Raw genomic sequence first — 18183 nt, forward strand, 5'->3', positions numbered from 1 at the left:
TGGGAGTTCCGGTTTGGATGTCTCAGTAGTTCAGTTCGCTGGGGCAGGGAGGAAAGTTTCGGTGGGGGTGAAAAAATTATCTCCTGAGTCGGTCAATACGGGACAAACTATTTTCAAACAGTGAATCAGCGACGCTCATCGGAAAATCTACTGGTAATGTAATTGCGACACGTCTAATAGCCGTGCCCATTTCATCCCTAAAGAAATCCAGGATCTCAATCATTTGGTTTTGATCAAAATTCACCTGCTTTGCCGTGGCTAAAAAATGGCGAGGGAAAATTTTATCTATTTGATTTTTTCTGCCTTTGCTGGCTTTCAAACTCATCGCCAGTTTCAGGTCGCGGATATTCAGACCATTTCCGCCCATCGAGGTGAAGACAGAAATGATGTCGTAGAAAGGCGTAAGACGATAACTTCCGCCGCGTTCGATAAAAACAGAGAAATTTTTGGCATGACCATCCGTTGCGCCAATCAACCACTGGAATACCTGGAATTTCATAAAGGCATAGCGATCGGCCAATGCATTACTGGATCCCATCAGGAATTGCATAATATCGGCGATGCCGGGTCCACCATCAGATTCATACTTGCGTGCTGACGGTAAGCCGAATGCCTGACACATGTCTTCCTGAGGTAAACGTAGCAATTGTGCCTGCTGGTGGTTCCAGCGCCGATCAAAACGTTGCACGGCCAACGCCTTCATCTTGCCCGCGCGAATGATGCTGGCATCGGGCACGGCAAATCCCAGCTCTCTCGCAAGCGCTAAGCAAAGATACTCATTTTCGACACTTTCACGCATATCCAAAGTGGCAAAAGGTTGCTTAATTTCACCGATGGGCAATTTGATAATGTGCGATGTGGGCGTGGCGCCATGCGGAATGGCCCAGCCATCGTCCGTTGCCAGCAAGGCTGTTTTCTCCTGAGCACCCGCTACGGAGATGCGAAAGTCTTGTTCTTCACTGATCATGCCCAACGGAATATCGGCCTGATAAGCCGATAGCACACGTTCCAGCTTATCTTCATTCAGCCTTTCGAAGTTCAATCCTAAATCGGCGGGCGTATTTTCCGGTGGCAGCAGCATGACGGCACCGACGCTATCTTTGCCGATTTCACTCAGCAGATCGAAAGGCTGACGGGATTTCGCGTGATAACGCGCGACAATGCGATCGCGTACTAAAGGGTTGTCAGGGAGTAGATTATCAAAATAGTTGAGCACTGCGGTGGATGTGATCACCGGCAACTGTAATGGCAACGACAGAGATAAAGGCCTGGCAAGGCGATTGCTCAACCAGCTCGGGTGGTATTGGAAAGTATGCGCACCGTTGGTATTGCGCGTGAGAATGCCTACGCGTTCGCCGTTCATCCAGGCAATCAATTCCTGTTTCACCAGTCATTCTCCTGACCATTTACAGCCGATGGATCTTTTTCCTGCACGTCCATTTTTAGATCAAGTGACTGTAATATTTTGAACAGCGTCGCGAGCGTGGTGAGGTCGGGATTGTTTTCAAAGTGAGATATGGTGGCTTGCTTAAGGCCGACTTTTTTCGCCAGCTCACTTTGCGTCCAATGGTTTTTTTGGCGAATTAGCCTGACGTGATGAGCAAGTTGACGCGGACTGTAAATCATCGCTTATTCTCATTTGGGATCGATGCGAAAGCCAGGATTATCCTCTATTGAGGATATTAATGACATTATCCGCTGAAAGGGATAATGTCAACTCTATCCCTTGCGGGGGATAAATAGAGTTTTATCCTTTACAGAGGATAAATTGGTTAAAATTAAGGTCGCCATGAATGGCGACCTTAGGGTGTTGACTGGATCCCCTGACAAAACAAACTCAACGTGTGCTGGACAATGATTTCACGCGAGTACGCGGGATCGCTGGCAAAGCGGGTAAAGGGCACCAGCACCAAGCTGAGAATCGAAGTCATCAGCAGTTGCGGTTCCAGATTTGGGTTGAGTAATCCTTGCTGCTGCCAGCCTTCAATCAGTTTTTTCACCTCATCACGTTCACCGTGACCAAAGCGCTTTTTGATGTGCTGACCTAAACCGCCTTCACCTTGCATCACTTCCTGCATCCACAGCGGCGCGAACCAGTTATGTGTGGTGACAATGTCCGCCACTTCACGGATAAAAGCGCTGAACGTGGTGACAGGATCGCGCGGGTCATCCATAAAGTGCGCCACCAGACGCTGGCGTAGCGGCAAAAAACGCTCCTCAACCACGATATCCAGCAGCGATTCGCGCGATTGAAAATAGTAATTCAGCATCGCCGGACTAACGCCCGCTTTGCGTGCAATCGCGTTGAGCGAGGTTTCACCGATGCCGTTTTCGGCATACAGCGCTAAGGTAATGTCGAGCAGATGTTCGCGTTGCTGCACGTTGATCGCGCCGCCGCGCGGACGGCCGGGACGGCGGGGTTTGACTGCGTTGGCCATATCGTCAGCAGGGACTTTTCGTGCGGTCATCTTTACTCGCTCACTTGATTCATGTCAGACTGCAGGCAATATTAATTGTGTATTTAATTAATTTCAATTGGTGTCTGTTATGAAACCCCAAACACTCGCGCCGCAGTCGGGCAGTGGGCAGGAGAATCCTCCTTCTGTCCGCTTTTTGATGAGCGCTTTATTACTGGTGATGCTGCTGGCGGCGCTGGATCAAACCATCGTCTCCACCGCATTGCCGACTATCGTCGGCGAACTGGGTGGGCTCGATCGCCTGTCGTGGATCGTCACTGCTTATATGCTGGCATCCACCATTGTCGTGCCGCTGTATGGCAAATTTGGTGACCTATTTGGTCGTAAAACAGTGTTGCAAATCTCGGTGGTACTGTTCCTCGTAGGCTCAGCGCTATGCGGGTTAGCGCAAAATATGGAACAGCTGATTTTCACCCGCGCGCTGCAAGGCTTAGGCGGCGGCGGTTTGATGGTGGTGAGCATGGCGGCGGTTGCCGATGTGATTCCACCGCAAGAGCGCGGTAAATATCAGGGCTTGTTTGGCGGCGTTTTCGGTCTGGCAACGGTGATTGGTCCGTTGCTGGGCGGTTTTATCGTGCAGCACGCCTCATGGCGCTGGATTTTCTACATTAATCTGCCGCTTGGTTTGTTTGCGCTGCTGATCATCAACGCGGTGTTTAAGACCGACAACAAACGCAAGCCGCATGAGATTGACTATCCGGGCGCGGTGTTTCTCAGCCTGGCGCTGGTGGGCATTACGCTGTTTACCAGCGAAGGCGGCACGCTGCGCGCATGGTCCGATCCGCTGCTGTGGTGCATTCTGGCGTTTGGTGTAATTGGCGTGATCGGCTTTATTTATGAGGAGCGTCGCGCCTGGGAACCGATTATTCCGCTGTCGCTGTTTCGCAATCGCAGCTTCTCGCTCGCCAGTTTGATGGCGTTTATCGTCGGCATGTCGCTGTTTGGCAGCGTGACGTTTTTACCGCTCTATTTGCAAGTGGTGAAGGGCTCTACGCCGACCGAAGCCGGTTTGCAGCTGCTGCCGCTGATGGGCGGCTTGCTGATCACTTCGATTGTCAGTGGACGCATTATTAGCCGCACCGGCAAATATCGGCTGTTCCCGATTGGCGGTACTTTGCTGGCGACTGTCGGCATGGCGCTGCTGACCACGCTGACCATTGATGCGCCGCTGTGGCATATCTACTTGTTTGCCTGCGTGTTGGGGATGGGAATGGGCATGGTGATGCAGGTGCTGGTGCTGGCGGTACAGAACACCGTAACTCCCGATCGCATCGGCGTCGCCACCTCGTCGGTCACGCTGTTCCGCTCAGTTGGCGGTTCGATTGGCGTGGCGCTGTTTGGCGCGGTGTTTAGCCAGGTGCTGAAATCGGGTTTGACCACGCTGGTGGAGCAGGGCAAAGCATTGCCGCGTACGCTCGATCCTGATGCGGTGCACCGTTTGCCGCATGATGTGCAGCAAGCCTATTTGCAGGTGTTTGGCGATGCGGTGCATTCAGCCTTTCAAATGGCGGCGGGTGTGATGCTGCTGGCCTTTGTGCTGTCGCTGTTTCTGCCAGAATCACCGCTGCGCAAGAAAGACGCAGCGGCGTAACGCGGTTAAACCGCCGCGCGTTGTTGCAAGGTTTTTACCGCTTGTGCAGCGTCGCGGCCCAGTTCCGCCAAATCCACTCCGGCAATCACATCATCCTGCACCAGCAGTTTTCCGGCACAAATCAGCGCCTTTAAACTGGCGCATCCGCCGCTGGCCACCGGGCCAATGGCGGGATCGTGCAAACCAAAATAGCGCGGATCGTCGAGCCGATAGATGGCGATATCGGCCGCCATACCGGGTGCAAGGCGGCCAGTGTTCAAGCCTAAAACCTGTGCGCCACCGGATGTGCCCCAGCGCACCACATCTTCAATGCTGGCGGCGTCGCCACCGCCTTCAAAGGTTCCACCAGCATAGCGTGGCTGCGCCAGCATGCCTTTGCGTGCGCGCTGGAGCTGCCAGGCAGCGTGGGTTTCGCTTTGCATATCTGCGGCTTCATTCGAGGCCGCGCCATCGACGCCAATCGAGATCTTCACGCCCGCATGCTCCATCGCCACCAAATCGGCAATGCCGCTGCCGAGGCGCGCGTTACTCTGCGGGCAGTGCGCGATACCGCTGCCAGCCGCGCCCAGCATGGAGATCTCTTCCGGCAGCAGTTTCACCAGATGTGCAAACCATACGTCATTGCCAATCCAGTCGTGTTCGGCGCAAAACTGCAGCGGCGTCATACCGAACTTCGCGCGTGCGGCATCGAGATAATCAACGGTTTCCGACAGATGACTGTGCAGGCGAATACCGAGCTGACGCGCCAGGCGTGCGCTCTCGCGCAGCTCCTGCGGCGTGGTGGAGTGCAGCGTAGTGGTCGGTGCCATCACGATGCGGCGCATCGCGTTATCCTGCGGCTGGTGATAGCACGCCACCAGACGATCGACATCGTTCATCATGCTGTCAAAGCTTTCCGGGCGCAGCGCGGTGGGCAAGTCGCTCTCTAAGCCACGGCTTTGCGTAGCACCGCCGCGACACAGCACGAAGCGCACGCCCAGCTTGTCGGCTTCATCGAACAGGATTTCTGCGCCATCAAACGGCATATCAGGCCAGTAAAGATAGTGATGGTCGGCGATGGTGGTGCAGCCGGAACGCACCAGCTCGACCAGACCAACCCGCGCGGCGATGCGAAACGTCTGTTCATCGAAAGCACTACGAAAGCGATACGGCGTCGCCGCCAGCCAGCCGCCCAGGCTCAGGTTGAGACCTTGTGGCTCGCCTTTCAGCAGCGATTGAAACAGATGATGATGGGTGTTGACCCAGCCGGGATAGACCACGCAATCGCGGGCGTCGATCACGGTTTCATCGGCGTCAGCATCGAGTTCACCCATCTCCACAATCAGGCCATCGCGCAGTCGAATATCGCGCGCGCTGCTGCGCGGTTGCTGTTTATCGCCGGTCAGGATCGCGGCGCAGTGTTGAATTAGCAATTGGCTCATGAGCACCTCACTCCGCTTTCGCCGCGACAAACTGCGTGCTGAACGCGCTCTGCCAGTCGGTGGACGCTTTGAGTAAACCGGCGTTGACCATAAAGTCACGCGTTGCCTGCCAGCGTTTATCCGTCATCACGCCTAAGCCTTGCTGCGCGGCATCGCCGCCGTCAATCAGGTGCAGGGCTTTCATCTGCGATACGCCAAAGGCCAAAACCGCGTCGGTCATCTGCGGGTTCTCTTTTTTGATCAGCGCATTACCGGCAGCCGGATTGGCAAGGTAGGATTTCCAGCCTTCCATCGATGCCGCCACAAAACGCTTCAGGACATCCGGCTCTTTTTGCAGTAAATCGTCGCGCGTCACCAGAATGCCGCCGTATGCCGGATAGCCATAATCGGCAAACAGATAGAATTTGCTGTCCGGCTGCACCTCTTTAATTTGCTGCACTTCGGAGGTGGCGTAGGCTTGCTGCGCGGTGTTTTTGTCGGCGAGAAACGGTTGCATGTTGAAGGTGTAAGGGCGCGCCTGACCATCCTGAAGCTGATATTTGCCTTTCAGCCACGGCCACCAGCTGGCTTGTCCGCTGGCAGAAACCAGCACGGTTTTACCTTTCAGCTGATCCAGCGACTTCACATCGCCGTGGGTGACAATGCCTTGCGGGTCAAACTGAAACGGCGCGGCGATGGCTTTCAGTGGGAAGTTGCGCTCAACGCCCTGCAGCACTTGCAGATCGTAGCTGACGATGACATCAGCACGATTCGCCAGCAGCAGCGTCATGTTATTCAGCTGTGGCCCGCCGGAGCGCACCTCAACATCCAGCCCATATTTTTTATAGATGCCGGTGGCGAGCGCCTGGTAATAACCGCCTTGTTCAGCCTGCGCGACCCAGGTGGTTTGCAATATCAGTTTGTCGGCGGCGTGCGATAGTGCAGAGCTGCTCAGCAGAGCAGCGAATAAGGAGAAACGGAAACGCGACATTGTCATATAACCCCCAATAAACGTTGAGTTTGTTGTCGTCATCAGGGGCGTAGCGGCGCATGGCGTGCTCACGATGCGTAATGCGCATCGTCCCCTGACGAGGTACAGCTAATGCTGTAGAGCAATGTCCTGCGTGCATCTGTTGTCACGCTGACCGCTTATACTCAGTGGGGATTTAGCAAAGCGCATGCCATTCGTGCAACCCACTGAAAGCAATATATTTGATATTGATGGTGCCGGGCTTTTGCTTCATTCACTGATCCGTGATGAGGCAGAACAGCGCGTTTTGCACCGCCATTGTGCAGACCGGATGTGGCAGATTCCCTAACGTATTGATTTTAAGCGGCGCAGCGTGCTGGCACAGCCTTTGCTTGGCTGGAACTGAGTAGAAGCTGTCAACCGTGGTTTCACCCGGTGGGTCATTGCTCGATCGCCTGTGGTATTCAGCAGGCGCGGGGATGACTGCCACGCTGCGGGCGGGTCATCCGTTATCGCTCAATAACGAGGTGCACCAATGGAAAAGACCACTTATGACATGCATGAACTGGCGAAAGAATCGCGTATGGGCGCGCGCGGCGTAGAAGCTGCACGTGATGTGCGCATCATCGATCTCTCCGATTTCGACCAACGTAAAGCGGAAATAGCCGATCAGCTGTGGCAAGCCGCCACCGAGATTGGGTTTTTCCAGGTTTCCGGCCACGGTATTCCGCTCGACGACATCAATGCGGCTTTTGCCAACGCAGAGCGCTTTTTCTCGCTGCCGCAAAGTGACAAAGCGCGTCATCCACTTAGCCGCAATGCCGGCTGGGAATACCGCGCGCAAATCCGTCCATCTACCGGTAAACCGGACCAAAAAGAGTCGTATCAGGTGACGCGTCCGCGCATGTCAGGCTTGTGGCCGGATGAGGCCACCTTGCCGGGTTTCCAGCATGATGTACTGAAGTTCGAGCGTCAGTGTTGGGAAGTGGGCATGCGCTTGCTCTCCTGTTTTGCCCTGAAGTTGGGATTCCCCGACGATTTCTTTGCCAAAGCGCATGAGCCTTCGCGCGAAACCTACCAAAGTACGCTGCGGATGCTGCACTACTTTGCCATCAGCGGCGAGCCAGATGGTCCATGGCGCGCCGGGGCGCACACCGATTTCGATTGTCTGACCTTGCTGTTCCAGCGTGATGGGCAGGGCGGTTTGCAGGTGTGTCCGGGCAAAGAGATGGAAGAGCAAATCTGGACGCCGATCCCGCCGCTGGAAGGCTTAATTACCTGTAATATCGGCGATATGTTGATGCGCTGGAGTGATGATAAGTTACCGTCGAACTTCCATCGCGTCAGCAATCCGCTGCCAGGTGAATCGGTGCCGGCACGCTACAGCCTGGCGTTTTTCTGCCAGGCGAATGAAGATGTGATTATTGAAGGACCGGAGAAAAAATACCCGCCTATTTCCGCGAAGGATTATCTGGCGCAGCGTATTAGCGCCAATTTCTCCGGCAAGTATTAAACGTACAGCTGTAAGTCGAAATTGATGTCATTCTGTGCAGGAGCGCAAATATTCTCCTGCACAGAAAAAACGCAGCGCGGAAAATAGATTTTTAACTCAAATACAAGATGTTACCGTTGCGTAAACTTAGGTAAAATCAACCGGCAAATAAAAGATTTCACTGCGCGCCTATTTATTTCTGCAACTTTTTTACGGTATAAATCTCTGACCACTGTCTCCTTCAGCGAAATCACCAACACATGATCAATTCTGCCGCCAGCAAAGTTATCGCCTGCCTGTTTGTTTTCACTCTGGCAGGTTGTTCTTCGAAGTCTTCGCATGCGCCTGCTGAGGAAAGCGTTGATACCTCGGCAGACAACGGCAAACAGCCCGATTTAATCCCGGTGATTGCCGCGCTGCACGATCAAATGCATTCGTGGGAAGGGACCAAATATCAGTGGGGCGGCACACAATTAACCGGCGTCGATTGCTCGGGATTTGTCTGGCGCACGCTGAAAGATCGTTTCAATATTCCGATGGATCGCGTCACCACCAAAGAGTTAATTGCCATGGGCAAACCGGTGGATCAGGCGCATTTGCAACCCGGTGATTTAGTGTTCTTCCGCATTAAACGTGAGCTGCACGTTGGCTTTTATGACACCGATCATCAATTCCTGCACGCGTCGGTGAGTCAGGGCGTGATGCGCTCTTCGCTAAATAATCCGTACTGGAAATCGGTTTATTTAGAGGCGCGGCGTTTGCCGAAAGAACAGAATTCGCAGATCAGTTTCAATTATAAAAACAAGGTTTGATGGTTGCGCATTAATGCGCGAATGCTTGAAACGGTCGCCATGAATGGCGACCCTACGGTTAATTAAAACTGGTATGAAAGGCTCATCGAAACACTGCGCGGTGCGCCATAAACGTAGCTGTTCATGTAGCTGTAATATTCGCGATCAAACAGGTTATCGACGTTCGCCTGCACCGCCACCTGCTTAGTCACCTGATAGCGCGCAAACAGCGAAGCCAGCGGAATACTGCCCTGATAAACACGCACGCTATCGCCGCTGGCATTGGTGGCATCTTCAAACACGCGGTTCTGCCAGTTGATGCCGCCGCCAACCGTGAGATCTGGCAACATCGGTAGCTGATAACGGGTGAACAGCTTGAAGGAGGTTTGCGGCTGATAGCTGTTGAAACGTCCCTCTTTATCCCGCGCCACGTAGCGTGTAGCGCCGAACGTCAGCTGCAGATTATCCGTTAGCGCACCATTCAGCTCAAACTCCGCACCTTTACTGACCGCACCTTTGGCGGGCGCATAAGCCTGTTCGGTGCCGCTCAAGTAGACGCCATTAATCGCCTGACCCACGTTGTCCTGCTCAATACGGAACACCGCCACCGTCGCGGTTAATCGACCATCATACCAGGCGGACTTCAGACCGGTTTCATAGCTTTTGCCGGTTACCGGCGACAGGTATTTACCGTTGATGTCACGATCGGTTTGCGGCAGGAAGATCGAGGTATAGCTGCCGTACGCCGACCAGGTATCGTTGATGTCGTACACCAAACCAGCGTACGGCGTGGTGTTATTGTTCGTCATATCACCGCTGCTGCCGTTGGTGCTCCACTGCGTGTAACGCGCACCAATAATCAGCGACAGCGGATCGGCCAGCGAGAAGCGTGCGGCGGTATAAGCCGATTTCTGGCGAATGGTATCGTCGGCATTCTGATACCAACCTTGCCACTGCGGCTCGGCAATGTTGCCGTTCCAGCGGTTATTGAAAATGCCCATATCGCTTGAGGCGATATCATAGTTTTCAAGGTCGGTAACGCCGTCCTGGCTGTAAGTCGCGTTGTGCTGGCGGCTGTAGCTCACGCCCGCCATTAACTGATGCTGACGACCTAACAGCTCAAACGGGCCGCTGGCGTAGCCGTCGAACGAATCCATCTGACGTTTACCGCGATCCATGCTGCCGTAGCCGGTGGTGCCTTCGCCGCTGTCCTGATCGGCGCTGCCCATCACATACAGCAGCTTATCGTTGAAGGTGTTCTCGGCGTGCGTGCCGTTGACGTGGATGTTCCAGCCGTTATCGAAGTTATGATCGATGTCGGCGAATATTTTGCGCGAATTAGTGTTGTAGCGCGCCCAGTTGGCGGCGGAGTTGAGGCTGCGATCGTAATGCGTGGTGGCGTTGTTGCTGTAGAACATCGGCAAGCCGCCCCACGTTGGATTGCCGGTGTTAGCATCTTCGTAGTCGTAGCCCAGCGACAGCGTGGTGTGCTCGGTGATGTCGGCATCAATCACGCCGTAGAGGAATTTTTTGGTTTTGTGGTAGCGATCGAGCCAGCTGTCTTCATCGCTGTAACCGGTTACCACGCGGCCGCGCAGGCTGCCATCCTGGTTTAGCGGTGCAGAGAGATCCGCAACATAACGCTGTTTGTTCCAGCTACCGTAGCTGGCGCTGACCGTACCGGTGAAGGTTTTACTGTCGGCGTGTTTACGTACCATGTTGATCGAGGCTGACGGGCTGCCCGCACCGGTCATCAATCCGGTGGCGCCGCGTACGATCTCAATACGCTCGTAAATGGCGGTATCAGAAGCGGCATCACCGTAGTTCCAGGCGTCATTAACCGACGTTGGGATGCCGTCGAACGAGAAGTTGGTGACTTTGAAGCCGCGCGAATAATATTCCGAGCGCTCACTGTCGATCAGATTGGTCGAGATGCCGGTGGCGTTGGTCAGCACATCGTTCACCGATTGCAGGTTCTGATCCTGCATGCGCTGTTGCGTTACCACGCTCATCGACTGCGGTACATCGCGTGGCGTCAGCAACAGCTTAGTGCCTGCTCGCGTGGTTTTTACCGCGTAATCCTGCTTTTCATTGTTACCGCTCTCGCCGCTTGCAGATGCATCGACCACCAAATCCTGCTGCGAATCGCTTGCTGCCTGCGCCAGGCTTGGCGTAAGCAGGGCATGAATCGTCACCGCCAGCAGTGAGACGTTAGAGGTTTTCCTGATGCCAGACATAAAATTTCCTGTTGAAACGCGCGTTATAGGAAGCTGTTTTGCTTCGTTTTTTATCGTTTACGGTGTAACTCATCCGCCCAAAAGGGCAGAAGAGAAGGCACGCAAACCGCCACTGCGTATTTATTGAGAAAGCCAATGATAATCATTTGCTTTAAATAATCTGCGGAAGGTTGCAACTGTAATTGTAATAATATGTAATTTAGATATTAATCAGATGGTTACAATTTAAATTAACCTGTTAATTGCTAACGTTTTCCTATTTTTAAGGCGATATTTGGACGTTTTTAGTAAAGAAAGGTGCGCGGCTTGCTGGAATCGATTTTCGGCAACGTAAGCAAGATCGTCGAGAAAGTTGCTAAGTTCATGCTAATGCGTATGATTCTCATTCTTCTTGAGTTTTCCGTATGCGTTCGCGCGTAACGGAGCCGTTCATCCATTGATGGAGTTGAGCATGAAATCGTTATTTAGCCCGCGCAAAGCCGCCGTAGCGGCAGCGATCGTCGCTGCATTCAGCCTGGCCGCTTGCCAGGCTCCGGCGAAAAAAGCCGAAGCGCCAGCCACCGCTGCCAAGCCAGTTGATACTTCTTTGACCCAGCGCACGCTGGGCGATGGCCTGTATGAAATGGCGTACTCGCCTGCTGCGAAAGCGTTATACGTTGCCAGCGCGCAGAGTTTTAAAGACGTTAACGGTGGTGTGATTTATCGTCTCGACCCAACCACACTGGAAACCAAAGGCGTTACGCATACCGATTTGAAAAACTTTGGTACGGCGATCGATGAAGCGGGCAACGTGTTCTACACCACCAACTCGCTGGATGGCGCTATCTCTAAAGTGGATGCGCAGAGCGGCAAAGTGCTGGAGCGTTTAGTCTTCCCAGGTAAGAAAGATAAAGAAGGTTATCCGGCGGGCGCGCGTGAAGTGCTGTGGCACGGCAACGAACTGTATGTCGGTCGCGTAGCCGATCCGGGTTACATCTCGGTGGTTGATGAGAAAACCTTCAAGCTGAAAGCCACCATCAAGAATGCAGGCAAATGGGTAACCGGCATCATCTATTCCCCGCTGACTGAGCGCATTTACGCGACCAACGGCGCGGGCGAGATTCTGGTGATCAATCCACGCACCCACAAAATTGAGAAGCGCTGGACCGCCGGCGACGGTAAAGAGTATCTGTTCCTGAACATGGCGGAAGATCCGGCTACCGGCCGCCTGTTCGTAACCGATGATTCGAAAGGCAAAGCCACGCTGGTGTTTGATGAGCGCACAGGTAAAGTGATCAAGCGTATTGAAGGTGATGCGCTAGCGATTAAATTCAACGCTAAGCGTAATGAGATCTACATCAGCCAGCGCGAATCGAAGAAAGTGCTGCAGCTGGATGCCACCACTTACGCAGTGAAAAACAGCTGGTCGTTTGATAACAATCCAAACAGCCTGCTGATTGGCCCGGACAACAACACGCTGTATGTCACGTTGAAAGCGGAGTTCAATAAAGACTCCTCAACCAAAGGCCAGGATCAGATTACGCGGATCGCACTGAAATAATCCCCGACCTGTAGCGATAATCCATGCCCTCGTAAGAGGGCATTTTTGTTTCTGATGGCTTATAACAGTGCAGGTTAAGCTGTTTTCCTCTGTTAATAATGAATAAGGCGCTGGCTATGTTTAAAGGATTGAGTGCGTTTCCCCTGACCCCGCTGAATGCTTCTGGTATCGACGAGCACGCTTTTCTCACTCTCCTCGTGAGGCTCACTGAAGCAAAAGTGGATTCGCTTGGCGTGCTGGGATCCACCGGTAGCTACGCCTATTTCACGCGCGAACAGCGCAAGCGCATCACGACGCTGGCGGTGCAGCATGCGGAGGCGATTCCGGTTATGGTCAGCATTGGCGCGGTGAGCACCGATGAAGTGCTACGACTTGCCGAGGATGCGCAACAGGCCGGTGCCAGCGCATTGCTGCTGCCTGCGGTTTCCTATCAGAAGCTTAACGATGACGAGGTGTTTGGCCTGTATCAGGATGTCACGCGCCACGTTTCGCTGCCGGTGTGTATTTATGACAATCCAGGCACCAGCCACTTTGTGTTCTCCGATGCGCTGCATGCGCGTATTGCCACGCTGCCGCATATCGCCTCGATAAAAATTCCCGGCGTGCCTGCCGATATCACCGCAGCTACGCAACGGGTCAGCGCTTTGCGCGCTCAATTGCCAGAAGACGTCACTATTGGTGTCAGCGGTGATGCCTTTGCCGCAGTGGGCCTAAACGCCGGTTGTGAAGTGTGGTATTCCGTGTGCGGCGGACTGTTCCCGCGCACCGCTAAAGCGCTAACGGATGCTGCGATGGCAGGGGATTTTGCATCGGTGGCTGAACAGTCGCAGCGGCTGGAACCACTTTGGGCGCTGTTTACCCAACATGGCGGCAGTATCCGCGTTATCTCTGCAGCGGCCAGCGCGCTGGGCCTTGTAGAGATCGATTCCCTGCCGCGCCCGTTACGTTCGCTGTCGGCGGCGGATGTGGCAGAAGTCAAAAGGGTCATTACAGAGCTCGATCTGGCGTAGTGATAATGAGTTGATTAACTGTGATCGCACTAATAGTTAATATGATAATAGTTTCAATGGTTATCATTGTTTCCATCGAAGGCGCATAGCCTTCAAATCAAACAACCAAAGGAATACGACCATGAAAACTATCAAAACTCTGACTATCGCCGCTGCTGCCGCTCTTTCACTGATGTCTGCTGCCAGCTTCGCACAGACCGTTTCAGCAACCTCGCTGACTCTGGATGGTGCTGAAGCGAAAATCGCTGCGCAGGCAAAACAGAACGGTGAGCAATACAAAATTTTAGAAGCGAGCAACGGCAACGTCGTACATATGACCGCAGAACTTTACAAGTAACGGATGGTTGCATACGGATGTGCCAGAACAGGTCGCCTACGGGCGGCCTTTTTTGTCGATATAACCGCAGAAACTGTATAGTTACGTAAGTTATCGTGATCGCACTAATGGTTAATATTGAAACGATAACCTGGGTTATTATTATTCTCATCGAAGGCACACAGCCTTCTCGTTAAACCATTAAGGATTATGACCATGAAAACTATCAAAACACTGTCTATCGCCGCTGTTGCTGCTCTTTCAATGATGTCTGCTGCTAGCTTTGCACAGAGTATATCTGTTGAGTCTTCTACTCTGGATGGTGCAGAGGCGAAAATCGCTGCGCAGGCACAAGAGCAGGGCGCTCAGTACAAAATTACTGAAGCCAACACTAACAACCGCGTACACATGACTGCCGAGTTATACAAATAAGTTATTTGCACAAGCAGTTGTGTTAAGGCCGCCTTCGGGCGGCTTTGTTGTATCTGAATGTCCGTAAATGGCCTACGCATGTCCCGCCGCACGCCCGGGCTGTGTGTATCATCAACGCAGTTCTCCCCCACACGGATATCGCATGAAAACCTACGTCAGCAAAAACTTCTCTCCTGCCATAGCCTGGGAAGCGTTAGACATCGCCAACTTCGCCGGCACCAGTGTGCGTCTGCACTGGACCAATCAACCTTACAAGTGGCACATCAATGATGGCGAAGAAGTGTTTGCAGTGCTGGATGGTGCGGTAGAAATGCATTACCGCGAAGCGGGCGAGGTCAAGAAAGTGCTGCTGAATAGCGGCGACATTTTTTACGCCAGCATCGGCACCGAGCATGTTGCGCACCCGCAAGGCGAAGCGCGCGTATTAGTGATCGAAAAAGAAGATTCGGTTTAACGCCGGATACTGACTCACCTAAACACGCTAACGCATCAAGTGTTTTAGCGTGTTTGAGATTCACAATCGTGCGAAAAGTAACCGCCTGCGCGCATCGGGCGCGGTGTGGTGCGAGGCGAGTTTTATCCACAGGTTAACGGCGACTCTACGCACGGGGATTGTGGATAACCTTAGGCGAGGTGCCTAATGGGCACCTCAAAAATTAATTGATGGCATTCACAAAGCGGCGCGTTATCTGCTGTGGACGCGTAATCGCGCCGCCGACCACCACCGCATGCGCGCCCAGCGCCAGACAATGCGCCGCCATTTCCGGCGTTTCAACATTCCCCTCGGCAATCACCGGCACCTTTACCGCAGCCAATACGTCGTGCAGGAAGCGGCAATCATCGGCGGCCAAATAGCAGCCTTGCGTTTCTGCGGTGTAGCCGTGCAGCGTGGTGCCGACACAATCGAAAGCTAATTGCGCCGCCTGACGCGCTTCTTCCACCGTGGCGATGTCCGCCATCAGCAACAGTTGCGGATAGCGTTGGCGAATCGCTGCCACCAACGCCGGCAGCTGCAAATCGCCGGGACGTGTGTGTAACGTGGCATCCAGCGCAATCATCGCCGGATTCGCCACCATCAACTCATCCACTTCCCGCAGCGTCGCGGTGATATACACATCGCTGCCGGGATAGTCGCGCTTAATAATGGCGATAATCGGCAAATCCACGGTTTGCATAATCTGCTGCACGTCGATCAGGCTGTTGGCGCGAATCGCCGCCGCACCGCCTTCCATCGCCGCTAACGCCATGCGCGACATAATAAACGGGCTGTGTAACGGCTCATCTTCCAGAGCCTGACACGAGACCACCAGTTTTCCCTGAATCTGGGCCAGCATCGGTGCTTTCATAGCGCGAGTAACTCCTCTACTTCATTTTTGATAATGGTGACGTGCGGGCCATAAATCACCTGCACGCCTTTGCCACGTTGGATCACGGCGCGTGCGCCGGTAGCTTTCAATGCGTTTTCATCGAGTTTGCTGCTGTCGATGAGCGTGATGCGCAGACGGGTGGCGCAGCAATCCAGTTCGGCGATGTTCTGCTTGCCGCCTAAAGCCGCAATCACCTGTAGTGGACGTTCTCCAGCGACCATCGGCGCAGTTTCAACGCTGGCGTCTTCGCGCCCCGGCGTTATGAAATTGAAGCGGGTGATCAGCAAGCGAAAAGTAAAGTAATAGAGCAGGAACCACGGCACGCCAACCAGCGGGACATACCACCAATGGGTTTTCGCTTCGCCCTGTAATATGCCGAACAGAATGAAATCAATCAGGCCGCCCGAGAAGGTTTGGCCGATGGTGATGTGCAGGATGTGGGCGATCATAAACGCCAGCCCATCAAACAGCGCGTGGATGACATACAGCACCGGCGCGACAAACAGGAACGAGAACTCAATCGGTTCGGTGATGCCGGTAAGGAAAGAAGTCAGCGCCGCCGACATCAGCAATCCGGCCACGCGTTGACGGTTTTCCGGCTTAGCAGTGTGGTACATCGCCAGACACGCGCCGATCAGGCCAAACATCATGGTGATGAAGCGCCCGGACATATAGCGCGCGGTGCCAATGTAGAATTGTTGCGTGTGGGGATCGGCAAGCTGGGCGAAGAAGATGCGCTGCGTGCCTTCCACCAGATGTCCGTTGATCACTTCGCTGCCGCCGAGTGCGGTGGTCCAGAACGGCAGATAGAAGATGTGATGCAGGCCGAACGGGCCGAGCATGCGCAGTACGAAGCCGTAAATAAAGGTGCCGAAATAACCGGTGGCATCCACCAATCCGCCCATACCAAAAATCAGCTTCTGGAAATGCGGCCAGACGATGGTCATCGCCGCGCCCACCAGAATGGCGACGAAGGAGCTGATAATCGGCACAAAGCGCGAGCCACCGAAGAAGCCAAGGAACTGCGGCAGGGCGATTTTGTTGTAACGGTTATGCAGCATGGCCGTCACCAGCCCGATCACCACGCCACCAAATACGCCGGTTTCCAGCGTCTGAATGCCGAGCGCCATGCCTTGTCCCACTGCGCTAAGGTTGCCCTGCGCCAGCACGCCGGTCAGCGTCAGCAGCGCATTGATGGTGGCGTTCATTACCAGATAAGCCAGCAGCGAGGCCAATCCGGCGGTGCCTTTGTCGCTTTTGGCCAATCCTACCGCTACGCCAACCGCAAATAGCACCGCGAGGTTGGCGAACACCACCGATCCGGCGCTCGCCATGATGGTGAACATGCCTTGCAGCCAGGCGACATCGAGGAATGGATAGGCTTTGACGGTGTTGGGATTGGAGAGTGCGCCGCCAATGCCCAGCAGCAAACCGGCCGCCGGTAGCACGGCGATCGGTAACATGAACGACTTACCAAACCGCTGGGCTTTTTCAAACCAACCCCCTGAAGAGGCACCGCTGAACAGTGATGACATAAATTTTTATCCCTGAAGTGATGTTGTGGTAAAAATTATTATCACAATCTAATTCATAAGATGAAAATTTCCATCATTATTGTGATAGCTTTCACTTATGCCCTAATCTGCTGCACACTGTGCGCCATTAATGTCGTGAAGAAGAGGCCGCCATGACGGACAACGAAAACATCTTGCTGCACCTGCGCCAGGGCTTGCCGGGCTACAGTCCGACGCTGCAAAAGCTGGGCGATTTCATTCTCACCAACCCGCAGAAAGTGCTGTATCTCACCATCACTGAACTGGCGCGCGAGACCGACACCAGCGAAGCGAGCGTCACGCGGCTGTGTCGTCATCTCGGCTGCAAAGGCTATACCGAATTCAAAATGGCGCTGGCGCTGGATGTGCAACACAATCAGCCCGCGGCCGTTGCTAGCGGTGACAGCATCGACATGCTGGTGGAGGAGACGGTGCAGGCGCTGCGGGATACCGGGAAATTCATTAACCGCGAAGTGTTACAGCAGGCCGTGGAAGCGCTGCATCAGGCTAAAACCATCCAGATCTACGGCGTGGCGGCCAGCGCGATTACCGGTGAATATCTGCACTATCGCCTGTTGCGCCTGGGTAAATCGGCGCAGCTGTTTGGGGATATGCATCGCGCGGCGATGAATGCCTCGACGCTAAGAGAGGGCGATTTGGTGATCGCCATCTCTGCTTCCGGTTCGACCAAAGATGTGATGCATGTGGTGAAGGTGGCGAAGAAGCAAAACGCGCGCGTGCTGATGTTGAGCAACACGCTACGCAGCCCGATGGGCAGTTTAGCCGATATGCTGCTGGTGGCTGCGCGGCCGGAAGGCCCGTTCAACGCCGGCGCGCTGAGCGGTAAAGTGGGCGCGATGCTGCTGGTGGAAGTGTTGATTAACGAGTTAATGACGCATGATGCCAGTTATCTGGCGGCGAGCCAGCAAACGGCAACGGCGACCTTGCCGATGTTGATGTGATTTGAGTGGGATGGGGGGAGGTCGCCATGAATGGCGACCCTACGG

The 18183-nt window shown here is 54.0% G+C and carries 17 protein-coding genes; 9 read left to right on the top strand and 8 right to left on the bottom strand.

What is annotated here, in order from left to right; translation table 11 throughout:
- Positions 1-76 precede the first annotated feature (76 nt).
- The 3 genes from K5Y30_RS19025 to K5Y30_RS19035 all read right to left on the bottom strand — a co-directional run bounded on the left by K5Y30_RS19025 (position 77) and on the right by K5Y30_RS19035 (position 2468).
- Positions 77-1390 carry a type II toxin-antitoxin system HipA family toxin gene (locus tag K5Y30_RS19025; protein WP_304623923.1) on the bottom strand — a complete coding sequence of 438 codons (1314 nt, stop codon included), beginning with the start codon at positions 1388-1390 and terminating at the stop codon, positions 77-79.
- On the bottom strand, positions 1384-1626 hold the full coding sequence (hipB, locus tag K5Y30_RS19030) for a type II toxin-antitoxin system antitoxin HipB (RefSeq protein ID WP_110866779.1): 243 nt from the start codon (positions 1624-1626) through the stop codon (positions 1384-1386). Before hipB ends, K5Y30_RS19025 begins: the two co-directional genes overlap by 7 nt.
- Positions 1627-1802: 176 nt before the next feature.
- A complete protein-coding gene (locus K5Y30_RS19035; RefSeq protein ID WP_222212849.1) occupies positions 1803-2468 on the bottom strand; it encodes a TetR/AcrR family transcriptional regulator in 666 nt (221 codons plus the stop codon).
- Between the two features lie 79 nt (positions 2469-2547).
- Here K5Y30_RS19035 and K5Y30_RS19040 point away from each other — a divergent pair, with 79 nt between their 5' ends.
- A complete protein-coding gene (locus K5Y30_RS19040) occupies positions 2548-4068 on the top strand; it encodes an MDR family MFS transporter (protein ID WP_222212851.1) in 1521 nt (506 codons plus the stop codon).
- A gap of 5 nt (positions 4069-4073) precedes the next feature.
- On the opposite strand, the gene K5Y30_RS19045 is transcribed toward K5Y30_RS19040, so the two are convergent.
- Positions 4074-5489 (bottom strand): amidohydrolase family protein, encoded by a 1416-nt coding sequence (locus tag K5Y30_RS19045; RefSeq protein WP_222212853.1) that lies wholly within the window; start codon positions 5487-5489, stop codon positions 4074-4076.
- Positions 5490-5496: 7 nt separating this feature from the next.
- Positions 5497-6465 (bottom strand): ABC transporter substrate-binding protein, encoded by a 969-nt coding sequence (locus K5Y30_RS19050; protein WP_222212855.1) that lies wholly within the window; start codon positions 6463-6465, stop codon positions 5497-5499.
- Positions 6466-6973: 508 nt separating this feature from the next.
- On the opposite strand from K5Y30_RS19050, the gene K5Y30_RS19055 reads away from it, so the two are divergent.
- Together K5Y30_RS19055 and K5Y30_RS19060 are read left to right on the top strand one after the other, a co-directional pair.
- Entirely contained in the window at positions 6974-7951 is a 978-nt protein-coding gene (locus tag K5Y30_RS19055; protein ID WP_222212857.1) for an isopenicillin N synthase family oxygenase, read from the top strand.
- Positions 7952-8190: 239 nt separating this feature from the next.
- A complete protein-coding gene (locus K5Y30_RS19060) occupies positions 8191-8742 on the top strand; it encodes a C40 family peptidase (RefSeq protein ID WP_101761687.1) in 552 nt (183 codons plus the stop codon).
- A gap of 62 nt (positions 8743-8804) precedes the next feature.
- Here K5Y30_RS19060 and fhuE read toward each other — a convergent pair whose 3' ends face one another.
- Positions 8805-10958, bottom strand: a complete 2154-nt coding sequence (fhuE, locus tag K5Y30_RS19065; protein ID WP_222212859.1) for a ferric-rhodotorulic acid/ferric-coprogen receptor FhuE — start codon at positions 10956-10958, stop codon at positions 8805-8807.
- 451 nt (positions 10959-11409) lie between these two features.
- On the opposite strand from fhuE, the gene K5Y30_RS19070 reads away from it, so the two are divergent.
- The 5 genes from K5Y30_RS19070 to K5Y30_RS19090 all read left to right on the top strand — a co-directional run bounded on the left by K5Y30_RS19070 (position 11410) and on the right by K5Y30_RS19090 (position 14710).
- Complete coding sequence (locus K5Y30_RS19070) at positions 11410-12498, top strand: YncE family protein (protein ID WP_222212861.1); 1089 nt, start codon at positions 11410-11412, stop codon at positions 12496-12498.
- A gap of 116 nt (positions 12499-12614) precedes the next feature.
- Complete coding sequence (locus tag K5Y30_RS19075) at positions 12615-13508, top strand: dihydrodipicolinate synthase family protein (RefSeq protein ID WP_222183526.1); 894 nt, start codon at positions 12615-12617, stop codon at positions 13506-13508.
- A gap of 121 nt (positions 13509-13629) precedes the next feature.
- On the top strand, positions 13630-13845 hold the full coding sequence (locus K5Y30_RS19080) for a YdgH/BhsA/McbA-like domain containing protein (RefSeq protein ID WP_007890154.1): 216 nt from the start codon (positions 13630-13632) through the stop codon (positions 13843-13845).
- A 195-nt stretch (positions 13846-14040) separates the two neighbouring features.
- Positions 14041-14256 (top strand): YdgH/BhsA/McbA-like domain containing protein, encoded by a 216-nt coding sequence (locus K5Y30_RS19085; RefSeq protein ID WP_110866788.1) that lies wholly within the window; start codon positions 14041-14043, stop codon positions 14254-14256.
- 142 nt (positions 14257-14398) lie between these two features.
- Positions 14399-14710: a cupin domain-containing protein gene (locus K5Y30_RS19090; RefSeq protein ID WP_110866789.1), complete on the top strand. Its 312-nt coding sequence runs from the start codon at positions 14399-14401 to the stop codon at positions 14708-14710.
- Positions 14711-14912: 202 nt separating this feature from the next.
- Here the strand turns inward: K5Y30_RS19090 and K5Y30_RS19095 are convergent, their stop codons facing one another.
- Both K5Y30_RS19095 and K5Y30_RS19100 read right to left on the bottom strand, forming a co-directional pair.
- Positions 14913-15602 (bottom strand): N-acetylmannosamine-6-phosphate 2-epimerase, encoded by a 690-nt coding sequence (locus tag K5Y30_RS19095; protein ID WP_222212863.1) that lies wholly within the window; start codon positions 15600-15602, stop codon positions 14913-14915.
- Entirely contained in the window at positions 15599-17158 is a 1560-nt protein-coding gene (locus K5Y30_RS19100) for a PTS transporter subunit EIIC (protein WP_222212865.1), read from the bottom strand. The genes K5Y30_RS19095 and K5Y30_RS19100 overlap by 4 nt, the downstream gene beginning before the upstream one ends.
- Positions 17159-17310: 152 nt before the next feature.
- On the opposite strand from K5Y30_RS19100, the gene K5Y30_RS19105 reads away from it, so the two are divergent.
- Positions 17311-18138 carry a MurR/RpiR family transcriptional regulator gene (locus K5Y30_RS19105; RefSeq protein WP_222212867.1) on the top strand — a complete coding sequence of 276 codons (828 nt, stop codon included), beginning with the start codon at positions 17311-17313 and terminating at the stop codon, positions 18136-18138.
- Positions 18139-18183: the final 45 nt, after the last annotated feature.

The organism is Pantoea sp. DY-5 (genome assembly GCF_019795955.1).
In the GTDB taxonomy this organism is placed as follows: Bacteria; Pseudomonadota; Gammaproteobacteria; order Enterobacterales; family Enterobacteriaceae; genus Pantoea; species Pantoea leporis.